Source organism: Brevundimonas viscosa (assembly GCF_900116065.1).
Lineage (GTDB): Bacteria > Pseudomonadota > Alphaproteobacteria > Caulobacterales > Caulobacteraceae > Brevundimonas > Brevundimonas viscosa.
Window position 1 is genome coordinate 25,042 of record NZ_FOZV01000001.1, and the last position, 12,398, is coordinate 37,439.

7 protein-coding genes are annotated in these 12,398 nt (G+C 69.6%); 2 read left to right on the forward strand and 5 right to left on the reverse strand.

All coding sequences use genetic code 11. From position 1 onward, the window contains the following. Positions 1–47: 47 nt before the first annotated feature. From BM333_RS00115 to BM333_RS00130, 4 genes are all read right to left on the reverse strand, one after another. A complete protein-coding gene (locus tag BM333_RS00115) occupies positions 48–2,393 on the reverse strand; it encodes a S8 family peptidase (protein ID WP_245777090.1) in 2,346 nt (781 codons plus the stop codon). A 165-nt stretch (positions 2,394–2,558) separates the two neighbouring features. Then, entirely contained in the window at positions 2,559–3,173 is a 615-nt protein-coding gene (locus tag BM333_RS00120; RefSeq protein WP_092306104.1) for a hypothetical protein, read from the reverse strand. Between the two features lie 105 nt (positions 3,174–3,278). After that, positions 3,279–4,580, reverse strand: a complete 1,302-nt coding sequence (locus BM333_RS00125; RefSeq protein WP_092306105.1) for a sugar MFS transporter — start codon at positions 4,578–4,580, stop codon at positions 3,279–3,281. A 185-nt stretch (positions 4,581–4,765) separates the two neighbouring features. Further along, a complete protein-coding gene (locus BM333_RS00130) occupies positions 4,766–7,612 on the reverse strand; it encodes a TonB-dependent receptor (RefSeq protein ID WP_092306106.1) in 2,847 nt (948 codons plus the stop codon). Positions 7,613–7,902: 290 nt separating this feature from the next. Here BM333_RS00130 and BM333_RS00135 point away from each other — a divergent pair, with 290 nt between their 5' ends. Both BM333_RS00135 and BM333_RS00140 read left to right on the forward strand, forming a co-directional pair. Continuing rightward, the gene (locus BM333_RS00135) at positions 7,903–9,711 is read left to right on the forward strand and encodes an alpha-amylase family glycosyl hydrolase (protein WP_245777091.1); all 1,809 of its coding nucleotides are present in this window, start codon (positions 7,903–7,905) and stop codon (positions 9,709–9,711) included. Next, complete coding sequence (locus tag BM333_RS00140) at positions 9,708–11,333, forward strand: alpha-amylase family glycosyl hydrolase (RefSeq protein WP_245777092.1); 1,626 nt, start codon at positions 9,708–9,710, stop codon at positions 11,331–11,333. The genes BM333_RS00135 and BM333_RS00140 overlap by 4 nt, the downstream gene beginning before the upstream one ends. A 2-nt stretch (positions 11,334–11,335) precedes the next feature. Here the strand turns inward: BM333_RS00140 and BM333_RS00145 are convergent, their stop codons facing one another. Further along, positions 11,336–12,346, reverse strand: a complete 1,011-nt coding sequence (locus BM333_RS00145) for a LacI family DNA-binding transcriptional regulator (RefSeq protein WP_092306107.1) — start codon at positions 12,344–12,346, stop codon at positions 11,336–11,338. Positions 12,347–12,398 lie beyond the last annotated feature (52 nt).

The following is a 12,398-nucleotide window of genomic DNA, read 5'->3' on the forward strand; positions in this document are numbered from 1 at the left end:
CTCTACCCGCTCGATCAGCCGGCCGCCAGTGGCGTTCAGGCTCCGATCTAGAACCTGCTCCGCCAGCTGCCGAGCAGGGCGTAGGCCGGTTCGGCCGAACGCTGGTGGCGGTCGTCGCGGGTGACCACCGCCCGCAGCGCCAGCTCGGAGCCGTCGGGAAGGGCGTGGTGGCTGCCCAGCGAGAAATCGATCTGCCGCCCGGTCGGCGTGGCCGAGAAGCGGCGCTCCGAGAAGGTCAGCGGATCGAAATATTCAAGCGGGGCGTCCGCCAGCCAGGCGCTGAACTCGCCGCGCTCCACCCGCAGCGGCTGCGAGATCGACCAGGTCAGCGAGCGGCAGCCGAAGCCGAGCTCCTTGCAGAAGGTGGTCAGGCCGATCCGCCAGCTGGAGCTCAGCGCCTGCTCGGACAGGCTGAGGAACTCGCCGGCCAGATCGGTGCGGGCGAAGCCCATCTCGGCGTCCAGCCACAGGCCGGACCCCAGATCGAACTGGCCCGACACGCCGGCGAAGGTGGTGTCGCTGGGCATCTCGAAACCGGAGCCGACCGGCACATAGGAACCCAGCGGGCCCATGCGTTCGTCCAGGCCGCCGGCGGCGAAGGTCAGGCGCGCCGCGTCCGAAGCCTGCCAGTTCATGGCGAAGCGGGCGTAGCGCGAGACATCGTCCTCGGCCTGGCGGAACGGCATGGCCCGGTCGCCCGAGCCCGCGTCGGCGGTGAAGGTCAGGTCGCCGACACGGACCGCCCCCAGCACCGCGCGATCGACCTGGGCCAGCGACGCGAAGCCGTCGCCGGCGCCCAGCTCGAACGGCGAACGGGCGCCGTTGCGGCCCTGCCAGACGGCGACCGCGCCGCGGTCGGTCGAGAACTCGACCATCACGTCTTCGCGCCGGCGGTCGTCGAGCCAGGGCGTCAGGGCGTGCGAGGCGGCCGCCGGGTCAAAGGCGTCGTCCTCGAGGATGGTGCTGCTCGTCAGCGAAAGCTGCCCGCCCATGGGAGCGTCGACGGTCAGCCGCGCCTGCCGCTGCTCCACCTGGGGCATGCGGATGCGCTCGCCGCGCGGCGCCTCGCCGAAGGCCGCCGCCAGATCGACGCGGAACAGGCGGTCGAACGAGTCGTGTCCAACGGTCTGCAGCCCCTGGCCGCGGCGGAAGGCGTCGCCGAAAGCCGCGCCGGTGTAGGCGAAGCGCGTGCTCGTCACCGACACCGTGGCGCCCGACCCCATCGGCACGCTGGTCGAACCGACCGGCTGGAAGGCACGGGCGATGTCCAGCAGGCCCCGGCCGTAGACGGTGTCGGTCCCGGCGTCGCCGGCGTCGCGGGCGGTCTGCAGGAGGATGGCGACCGCCTCGCGGCCGGAAAGGTTGGGGAAGGCGTCGAGCAGAAGGGCCAGAGCCCCCGCGACCGCAGGCGCGGCGAAGGAGGTGCCGTTCACACGCCAGCACGAGGTTCCGGCGCAGGCCGTAATGACGTCCACGCCGGCCGCGCTGATGTAGCTGGCGGCCGAGACGCCGGCCCGGTTCGAGAAGGCGGCGATCTGGTTGGCGGCGTCATGCGCCCCGACGACGATGATGCTGCCGGCGAAGCGAATGTCGGTGGCGTACCGGCCGGGCCATTCGGGGTTGCCGCCGGTGGGCTCGTCGCCGGCGTTGCCCGCGGCGATGGTGAACACGATGCCGGCGTTGACCGCCCGCTGCAGCGCCGCCTCGAAGCCGGCGCCGAGCGGCCCCTCGCCGCCCAGCGACATGTTCACGATCGGCACCCTGTTGGCGATGGCGTAGTCGATGGCGGCGATCAGGTCCGTGGACTTGAAGCAGACGGTGTCCTCGGGATCGGTGCAGTCGCTGACATCGGCCCGTATCGAGATGATGGTCGACTCATAGGCCGTCCCGATGGTGCCGAAGCCGTTGAAGTTCGAGGCGATCACGCCCGAGACCGTGGTGCCGTGGGCGGGCTCGCCGCCGGCGCCGATCGTGCCGGTGGGCGTGTTGCGCCCGGCCACCACGTCGATCGACAGCGGCGATATCCGGCCGACCATGTCGGCCTGGTTGAAATCGATGCCGGAGTCGATGACCCCGATGTTGACGCCGGCGCCCGTCGCGCCCGCGTTCCACGCCGTGATCGCGCCCGAGTTCCCGACGCCGTAGTTGCGCAGGTACTCCGCCGAGGTCGGCGAGGGCGGAGGAGGAGGAGGCGGCGGCGGGGGCGGCGGCGGCGGCGGAGGGGGTGGCGGCGGAGGCGGAGGGGGCGGCGGAGGCGGAGGGGGCGGAGGCGGCACTGGCGTCACAACCCCGCCCGAGGCGCCGCCGCCGCCGCCGCCACAGGCGGCCAAAGGCGTCAGCATGGCCGCGACCGCCGCGGTGACGATCATGCCCTTCACGCTACGGTTGCGCATCGCCCACATCCCCGAAATACTGGTTCCAGACCCTATGACCCGTCACCGGCGATTGGCAATCGATTTCCGGAGCTTCACCGCTAGAGGGCGACAGGGTGCGCTCCCCGCGCTGCAGCCCGCTGCGGTGGACGCCCGGATCCGGACAGAAGTCTCAGAGCGCCGTGGTCAGAGGCCGGTCGCAGCCGCGGGTGCGGGAACTACTACCACAGGTGGAACAGTGTCCGGGCGCGCAGCGAACTCCGGCGACCCGCCCGTCCAGGCCGCCGCGGGGTTCAGCGCCGCCGTCGCCTCGAGAAAGGTTCCCGGCTTCATCGATGGCTCGCCTGCCGTCTGCAGCCCCGCCAGCCGGGCGAGGTCGGCGATGAAGGTGATGCAGTTGCGACGGCGCAGATCGTAGACCGATCCCTCCGGCCCGTTCCACCAGTCCGCGCGGGCGCGGAGCGCGCGGTAGACGGCGTCGTCCACGGTCAGCGACAGATAGGGCCGCCCCTCCCCGACATAGCGGGGGTCGGGCTCGAGCACCACGCCGGCGCCGCGTGCGAACAGCAGCTGCGGCCCCGGGTTCTTCGCCGTGAACCCGGCCGCCCAGTCGACCGGCTCGCCCGTGTCGTCGAGGACGCCGACAGCGTGGACGAAGGCGTGCGGGAACAGCAGTTCGCCGCCGCGGATGCGCGCGCCGGGATGGGCGTAGAAGGTCAGGGTGACCTCGGCCCAGGCGGGACCGGCGGCGAGCGCCAGCAGGAGGGCGGCGAACAGGCTGCGGAACAGGCGACGGCTCATACGGCTCCCCGGTCGTCAGGCGTCCAGTCTAGGACGCACTCTCCGAAATGCGCAAAGGCCGCCGGGGATGCCCCGGCGGCCCTTGTTCCTGCGCGCTCACGCCGATCAGTGCGACGCGGGCGCCGCCACGACGTCGCCGTCACGCACCTTCGAGCGGGCGCAGGCGATGGCGAACACGGTCAGCAGGATGTAGCCGACCAGCGGCACGTAGAAGGCCGGATTGAAGACCGCCGCGGCGTCGTCGACCAGGTGGCCGGCGATGTACGGCAGCACGGCTCCGCCGACGATGGCGGTGCACAGCAGGCCCGAGGTCGCCGAGGCCGGCGCGCCCGATCGCTCCAGCGTCAGGGTGAAGATGGTCGGGAACATGATCGAGTTGAAGAAGCCGACCGCGATGGCCGCCCAGGCCGCCGTCTCGCCGGTCGTCTGGGTGACCACCAGACACAGCACGGCGGCGATCGCGGTGTTGACCGTCAGCAGCACGCCGGCCCGGACGCGGGTCAGCAGCAGGGCGCCGATGAAGCGGCCGACCATGGCGCCGCCCCAGTACAGGCTGACCATGCGTCCGGCGTCGGCCTCGGGGATGTTCAGGATGGTGGGACTGTGCAGGAAGTTGGTCAGCAGGCCGCCGATGGTCACTTCGGAGCCGACGTAGATGAAGATCGCCAGGGCGCCGAAGAGGGCCCACTTCGAGCCGAACGCCTTGAGCGGCGAGGCCACGCCGCCGCCCTCGTCCGCCCCGGCCGCCGCGGCGTTGATCTTCTTGCGGGCGGTGAAGATGAAGAAGGCCACCACGGCGAAGAAGCCGCCGAGCGCCAGGAAGGCGAAGTCGATGCTGCGCAGCGACTCGTCGCGGGTCGCGGCGGTCACCACCGCCCCGGCGGCGAACACGCCGCCGGTCAGCAGCACCGTCGAGCCGAGCCAGGGGCCGACCGTCGTGCCCAGCGAGTTGAAGAACTGCGAGAAGTTCAGGCGGGCGTGCGAGGACTTGCGCGAGCCGAGCGCCGCAACCAGCGGGTTGGCCGCGACCTGCAGCAGGGTCACGCCCGAGGCGATGACGAACAGGGCGATCAGCACGCCCGGATACCAGTCCATGATCGTCGCCACCGGCACGATCAGGCAGCCCAGAACCATGACGGCCAGGGCCGAGATGATCGAGCGGCTGTAGCCCAGCTTGCTGAGCACGGCGGCGGCGGGCACCGACACCACCGCGTAGGCGATGAACCAGGCCGACGCGGTCAGCATGGCCTCGGCGGTGCTGAGGTCGAACACCTTGCGGACCGCCGCGATCAGCGGGTCGATCAGCGAGGTGGCGAAGCCCCAGGCGAAGAACAGGGTGGTCACATAGGCGAAGGCGAGGCCCGTGCCCTGGGTCCGCGACGGCGGCGAAGCTGTGGTGTCGGTCATGTCTCTCCCCGGCGGCCGGCGTGCGCACGCGCGGCCTTGTCCTGGCGTCCTTGCTTCCATCCGGCGGCGTCCGCGTCCAGCGCTTTGCGGCCGGCCGTAACCAAAAGTGGCCCGCAGGCGTCGAAAAGACGAGGGCCGCCCCGGTTTCCCGAAGCGGCCCCCCTGCCCTGACCGGTTGGGGTCGGTCAGAAGCGGTAGTTCAGGCCCACCGCAAAGGTGCGGCCGTAACGGTGGAAGTCGATGGTCTGACGCTCGTCGCCGTTCTGGAAGGTCTTGAACGGCTCGTCGGTCAGGTTGTTGGCCTGGGCCAGGATCGACAGCCCGTCGAGCGGACCGTCCTGGAACTCGTAGCCGACCTGGGCGTCCAGCACCGTTTCGCCGGCCACCGAGCGCAGGGTGCGGCCGTTGCCGAAGCCGGCCACTTCGCCAAGGAAGTCGGAGCGGTAGCGGGTCGAGAGGCGCGCCTGGAAGCCGCTGCGCTCATAATAGACCGTGCCGTTGACCACGGTTTCCGAAAGGCCCGGCAGGGCGGTTGGCGCCTGGGTCGGATCCGGCTGGATCTCGCTGTCGGTCGCCGAGGCGCTGAAGATGAGGCCGAAGCCTTCCAGAGCCGGGTGGAAAATGTCGAACGGCGTCGACAGGGCGAACTCGACGCCCTGGATCCAGCCGCCCTCGCCGTTGTCCGGAGACGAGGAGAGACCCAGGTTGATCACCGGCGTCACGCCTCCGCTCGGATAGCCCGTGAAGTCGACGATCTGGTTGCGGGTGTAAACGTAGCTCTCGAGGTGCTTGTAGAAGCCCGCCAGCGCAACGTAGCCCCGCCGGTTGGCGAAGTACTTCTCGAGCGACAAGTCGACCACGTCGGCGATGAAGGGCTGCAGCTCGGGATTGCCGCTCGAGGCGCTCCAGGGGGAGTTCCTGTCGGCTTCGGCGCCCGGGATGTTGTTGGCGACGTTGAACGAGTAGTTCCGCGAGGCGCGCATGTCGTCCATGCGCGGCCGGGCCAGGGTGCGCGCCAGGGCGAAGCGCACGAAGGTGTCGTCGGCGATCTCCACGTTCAGGTTCGTGCTGGGGAGGAACTCAGTGTAGGCATCCCCGCCGGTCACCGCGATGGTTTCGGCCACGCCCGGACCGACCTGGCGCGCCGAGAAGCCGTCCGACATCTGGTCGGTGTGGACGACCTGGACGCCGACGTTGCCGGTCAGCGGCCGGCCGAACAGGTTATGTTCAATGTCCCACATGGCGTAGGCGGTCGTGACCTTCTCGGTCACTTCCCAGTTGCCAGTGATCACATCGGCGTTGGGGTTCCGGATGAGGTCCAGGGCGCCGCTGTTGACCAGGGCGAGCGCGTCATAGCTGATCACCTGGGAGATGCCGAGGTAGCCGAGGTCGGTCGGCGCCAGCAGCAGGTTGCTAGGCACCGCCAGGTCGCCGCCGCCCGGGACGCCGATGTAGAACTGGTCGTTGATGAAGACCTTTTCGCGCTCGGAGTGGTTGACGCCGAAGGTCATCGAGCGGAACGGCGCGCCGCTGAGCGTGCGGGTCCCCGACAGGCGTACGGCCCGGATCTCGTCGGTCACGGTCGGCGTGTTCATGTAGCCCGCCTGGCCTTCCGGAATCACGTCCCCGCCCCAGCCTTGCGGGCTGGTGATGCGGATCAGGTTCGGATCGGCGTAGTTCAGCTGGCTGGTGAAGCGGGTGACGCCGTCGTCGGTCAGCTCAAAGCCCAGGGTGTCGAGCGCGCCGGCGACGTTTCGGCCGGTGCCGGCGTTGGTCTCGAGGATGATGTCGCTGCGTTCGACCTTCGAGTAGTTGAGGTCGAGTTCAAGCGTCCAGTCCTGGTTGGCGACCAGTTCGGTGTTCCAGCCCAAGGCCAGAATTTCGCTGTCACGCTTGTTCAGATCGTTGCGGACGACGCCCTTGATGTTGTCCCAGGTGCCCGCGACGATCAGGCCGTCCTCGACCACCGCGTCGGGGCGCAGCGTGGGCGCCGGGCGGCAGACGTCCGGAGTCCCGGGACAGGCGCCGGCCGAGCCGCCCCAGTATAGCGGAAACTCGATCCCGCGCAGGACCTGGGTGTTCTCGAACTGCGAGTAGAAGGCGTCAAAGGTGGTGTGCAGGCGGTCGTTCGGGCGCCATTCCAGCACGCCCATGTAGCCGTCGCGCTCCAGCTCCGAAGACATCACGTACGGCTTGACGCCGCCGGTGACCAGCTGGCCGATCTCCTCCTCGTACCCCGGCCGCGCCACGCGCACACCGCCCACTGTCTGCCCGAAGCGGTCGTCGTTGATGTCGATCGTCGGATAGCCCCAGGCGTTGAAGCGCTCGGACTGGTAGGGCGAGCTCATGTGGGCCCAGCCCAGCGCCAGACCGACCGTGTCGTCGGCGAACTGGTTGATGTAGGACAGGGTGTAGCGGTCGCCCTGGTCGGTCGTGCCGGAGTTCAGCGCGCCGATGTCGTTCCACTCGTGACGGTAGTTCGCCGCGATCGCGCGGCGGCCGTAGGCCAGCGGGCGGATAGTGCGCAGGTCGACGGTGCCCGCCAGCCCCTGGCCGACCAGCTCGGCGTCCGGGGTCTTGTAGACGACCACGCTGCCGAGCAGTTCGGAGGGAAACTGGTCGAACTCGACGCCGCGGTTGTCGCCGGTCGTGACCAGCTCGCGACCGTTCAGCAGCGCGGTGGTGAAGTCCGGTCCCAGGCCCCGGATGGAGATGAGCTGGCTGCGCCCGTCCAGACGCTGGGAGGTCACGCCCGGCAGGCGCGCCAGCGACTCGGCGATCGAAACGTCGGGGAGCTTGCCGATGTCCTCGGCCGAGATCACCTCGACGATCGAGGTGTTGTTGGCCTTCTCCGAAATCGAGGCCTCGATCGAACCGCGAATGCCGGTGACGATGATCTCGCCGATTTCGGTCGGCTCGTCCTGCGGGTCCTGGCTCTGGGCCTGGGCCGCGCCGGCCATGGCCAGCAAACCGACGACGCCGAGAGCGGCTCCACCGAGAAGGCGCGCACGCCGGGTGACCTGGGTTCTCATCTCATAACCTCCCTGGGGCCGGCGCATTTCTGTGGAAGCGTCCAGCGTCATCGCAAAGTTATGCAAACTTATCGCAAACACGCAAGCGGTCGGCGGCACGAGCGCCTTCACCGTGTCCCAAATGTGACGATCTGTTAATCCTTGCCGCGCCGCACAATGGGATTCGCGCTGCGGGGGCCGTATTTTCGTTCTGTATTTTCGCCGGATTGACACCGGGCGCGCCCGCTGCAAACTCTTGCAAACTGATCCATCGGCCAATGTCGCCGGCGGACGCTTCGGAGGACGCCTTCATGCCCGGACGGTCAATGCCGGCCCGCTTCTCGCGCGCGCTCCTGTTGACGGCCGCGCTGGCTGCCTTCGCCGCGCCGGCCGCGGCCCAGTCCGCCGGCGGCTTCCGGGAGCGGCCGCCTGAGGACGAGGTGATCTACTTCCTGCTGCCGGACCGCTTCGCCAACGGCGACCCGTCCAACGACCAGGGCGGCCTGTCCGGCGATCGTCTGGCCACCGGCTACGACCCGACCGACCCCGGCTTCTATCACGGCGGCGACCTGCGAGGCCTGACGGAGCGCCTCGACTATCTGCAGGGGCTGGGCGTGACCGCGCTCTGGATCGCGCCGCCCTTCGTCAACAAGCCCGTGCAGGGCCAGTCCGGGCACGAGAGCGCGGCCTACCACGGCTACTGGATCACCGACTTCACCCGTATCGATCCGCACTTCGGGACCAACGAGGAGTTCCGGGCGCTGGTCGGGGCGGCGCACGCGCGCGGCATCAAGGTCTATCTCGACATCGTCATCAACCACACCGCCGACGTCATCCGCTACCGGGAGTGCCCGGACAATGACTGCGGCTACCGCTGGAAGGGCGACTATCCCTACCAGCGCCGCGGCGGCCTCGACGGCGAGGCGATCAATTCCGGCTTCACCGGGGAGCCGGGCAGCGACTTCACGACCCTGGTGCGGCCGGACTATGCCTACACGCCCTATGTTCCGGAGGGCGAGGAGACCCGCAAGGTCCCGGCCTGGCTGAACGACGTCGAATTCTACCACAACCGCGGCAACAGCGCCTGGTACAGCGAGGCGCGCATGGACGGCGACTTCGCCGGTCTCGACGACCTGTTCACCGAGCATCCGCGCGTGATCGAGGGCTTCATCGATATCTACGGCGCCTGGATCGACGACTACGGGATCGACGGCTTCCGCATCGACACCGCCCGTCACGTCAACCCGGAATTCTGGCAGGCCTTCGTGCCGGCGATCATGGAAAAGGCGCGCGCGCGCGGCATTCCCAACTTCCATATCTTCGGCGAGACCTACGACTTCCAATCCGGAACGGCGGCCATGCACACGGTCGTCGACGGACTGCCGACCGTGCTCGACTTCGCCTACCAGCGGGTGGTGCAGAACATGGTCACCGGCGTCCAGCATCCGGACGCCATGGGCTACCTGCTGATGGAGGACGCCATCTACGCCGGCGGCGTGGAGACGGCCCGGCGGCTGCCGACCTTCACCGGCAACCACGACATGGGCCGCATCGGCCATCTGATCCTGCACGCCATGCCCGACATCTCCGATGCGGAGCTGCTGGACCGCGCGACGCTGGCCCACGCCCTGGTCCTGCTCGGCCGCGGCGTTCCGGTGATCTACTACGGCGACGAACAGGGCTTCACCGGCGACGGCGACGACCGCCGTGCGCGCCAGGACATGTTCGAAACGCGCGTCGCCTCCTACGCCGACGACCGGCGCATCGGTTCCGCCGCCGGCCCCTTCGACGAAGGCGCCGACATGTACCGGCGGATCGCGGAGATGACCCGGGTCCGCGCCGCCGACGTCCGCCTGCGTCGCGGCGCGGTCAAGGTGCGGGTCGCCGACCAGGAGCCGGGAATCCTCGCCCTCTCGCGCCTCGACGAGACCGGCGAGACCCTTGTCGTCTTCAACACCTCGACCGCGGCGCGCGACGTCAACGTGCCCGTCGAGACGACCTCCCTCGCCTGGCGCGCCGCGCTGGGCCAGTGTCCCGCCCGGGCCGCCGCGCCGGGCGCCCTCTCCGTCTCCGTGCCCGCCCTGGGCTACCTCGTCTGCGTTTCCGAAGGCTCCGAGTGACCGCCCAGATTCTCGAACATCCCGCCGCCCGTGCCGACGCCGCCGAATGGTGGCGCGGGGCGGTCATCTATCAGGTTTACCCGCGCAGCTTCGCCGACTCGAACGGCGACGGCGTCGGCGATCTCAAGGGGATCGCCGACCACCTCGGCCACATCGCCTCGCTGGGCGTCGACGCGGTGTGGCTGAGCCCCTTCTACACCTCGCCGATGCGCGACTTCGGCTACGACGTGGCCGACTATTGCGGCGTCGATCCCATCTTCGGGACGCTGGCCGATTTCGACGCCCTGGTGGAGAAGGCGCACCGCCTGGGCCTGAAGGTTATCACCGACCTCGTCTTCGCCCACACCTCGGACCAGCACGCCTGGTTCGGCGAGAGCCGCCAGTCGCGCAACGGTCCGAAGGCCGACTGGTACGTCTGGGCCGACGCAAGGCCCGACGGCTCGCCGCCGACCAACTGGCAGTCGGTGTTCGGCGGTCCCGCCTGGACCTGGGACGCCCGGCGCGGCCAGTACTACATGCACAACTTCCTGCCCGAGCAGCCGCAGCTGAACGTGCACAATTCGGCGGTGCAGGACGCCCTGCTGGAAGCGGCGCGCTTCTGGCTGGATCGTGGGGTGGATGGCTTCCGTTTCGACGCCATCAATTTCGCCATGCACGACCCCGAACTGCGGGACAATCCGCCCCTGCCCCCGGGCGGCAAGCGGACGCGGCCATTCGACTTCCAGGACAAGGTCCACAACCAGTCTCACCCGGCCATCGTCGACTTCCTGAAGCGGATCCGCGCGCTCACCGACCGCTACGGCGGCCGCTTCTCGGTCGCCGAGGTCGGCGGCGACCACGCCGAACGCGAGATGCAGGCCTTCACCTCAGGCGACGATCGCCTGAACAGCGCCTACGGCTTCCTCTACCTCTATGCCCCGACGCTCGAATGCCAGCTGGTGCGCGCGGGCGCCGAGGCCTGGCACGGCCGGGACGGTCAAGGCTGGCCGTCGTGGACCTTCTCCAACCACGACGCGCCGCGCGCCATCTCGCGCTGGTCCCGGGGTCGCGATCCGCGCGCCTTCGCCGAGATGGCCATGCTGCTGCTGATGTGCCTGCGCGGCAACGTCTTCGTCTACTACGGCGAGGAGCTGGGCCTGCCCCAGGCGGAGGTTCCCTTCGAACGGCTGCAGGACCCCGAGGCCATCGCCAACTGGCCCCAGACCCTCGGCCGCGACGGCGCCCGCACGCCGATGCCGTGGAAGGCCGACGCGCCCGGGGCCGGCTTCTCCACCGGCGAACCCTGGCTGCCGCTGGATCCGCGCCACCTCGCCCTCGCGGTGGATCGCCAGGAAGCGGACCCCGCCTCCATGTTGCACGCCACGCGCCGCCTGATCGCCCTGCGCAAGGCGCATCCGGCGCTGGCGCGCGGCGACATGCGCCTGCTCGACGCGCCGGACGGGGCGATCTGCTTCGAACGCGTCCTCGGCGGCGAGCGTCTGCTCTGCGTGTTCAACCTCGGCCTCGATCCGGTCGAGTGGAGCCCGCCGCCCGGCTGGCGGCTGGTGGAGAGCGTCAACCTTCCGTCCGGCTCCGCCGGAACCCTGCCGCCGATGGGCGGACTGGTCCTGGCGGAGGGATGAGTCTAGCCCCCGCAGCTCTCGCGCACGATCAGGTCGGTCGGGATCCGTTCCGACCGGCCGACGGAGTCGCCGGGGTTGTCGATCAGCTTGGAGACCAGCAGCCGCCCCGCCTTCATGGTGTCCTGGGCGATCGTGGTCAGGGCCGGGCGGGCGTAGCGGCTGAACGGGACGTTGTCGAAACCGATCACCGACACGTCCTCCGGCACGCGCAGGCCGGCGTGCAACAGGGCCCGCACGGCGCCCAGCGCGATCTGGTCCGAGGCGCAGACGATGCCGTCGAAGGGTACGCCGCGCCGGATCAGGCCGTCGACCGAGGCCTCGGCCGACTCGACCTCGAAATGGGCCTCGATGATCAGCTCCGGGTCGACGCCGAGCCCGGTCTGCTCCAGCGCCTCCAGGTAGCCGCGGTGGCGCTGCATGGCCTCGGGCGGGTCCAGATCGCCGAGGAAGACGATGCGCTTGCGGCCGAGCCGCGCCAGATGCCGCGTGGCGCGGCGGCCGCCGGCGAGGTTGTCCGATCCGACCGAGCAGTACAGCTGGTCCGGCATCTGGGCGCCCCAGACCACGAAGCGGCCGTCGGTCTCGGCCAGCCGGTTCAGGCTCTGGTGCAGGAAGCTCTGCCCGAGAAAGATCACTCCGTCGGCCCGGGTGTTCATCGCCGCGACCAGATCCTCATAGCTGATCGGCGAGAAATGGCTCAGGATCACGTCGCAGCCGCGCTCGCGCGCCGCCTCGCCGACGCCGGCCAGCAGTTCCAGGAAGAACGGGTCGCTCAGCCGCCCTTCGCGTCCCTGCGGCCGAGGCGTGACCAGGGCGATCACCCCCTCCGCGCCGACCGGGCCCGAGGGCATGTAGCGCCGGAAGGGATAATCATGCTCGCGCGCCAGCTTCCAGATCAGCTGCTTGGTCCGCGGGTTCACCGCCGGACTGTCGTTGAGGGCGCGCGAGGCCGTCGAGATCGACACGCCCGCCAGCCGGGCCAGATCCTCGAGGCGGGTGTTGCGGCGGCTCACGTTTGGTTTCTCGCGAATGGCATGGCTGCAAATTTTGCTGCAAACCTTGCTT

Bases quoted from the DNA above. Each gene is read 5' to 3' on its own strand.
- BM333_RS00115 (WP_245777090.1), bottom strand. From the start codon at position 2,393: ATGCGCAACCGTAGCGTGAAGGGCATGATCGTCACCGCGGCGGTCGCG.
- BM333_RS00120 (WP_092306104.1), bottom strand. From the start codon at position 3,173: ATGAGCCGTCGCCTGTTCCGCAGCCTGTTCGCCGCCCTCCTGCTGGCG.
- BM333_RS00125 (WP_092306105.1), bottom strand. From the start codon at position 4,580: ATGACCGACACCACAGCTTCGCCGCCGTCGCGGACCCAGGGCACGGGC.
- BM333_RS00130 (WP_092306106.1), bottom strand. From the start codon at position 7,612: ATGAGAACCCAGGTCACCCGGCGTGCGCGCCTTCTCGGTGGAGCCGCT.
- BM333_RS00135 (WP_245777091.1), top strand. From the start codon at position 7,903: ATGCCCGGACGGTCAATGCCGGCCCGCTTCTCGCGCGCGCTCCTGTTG.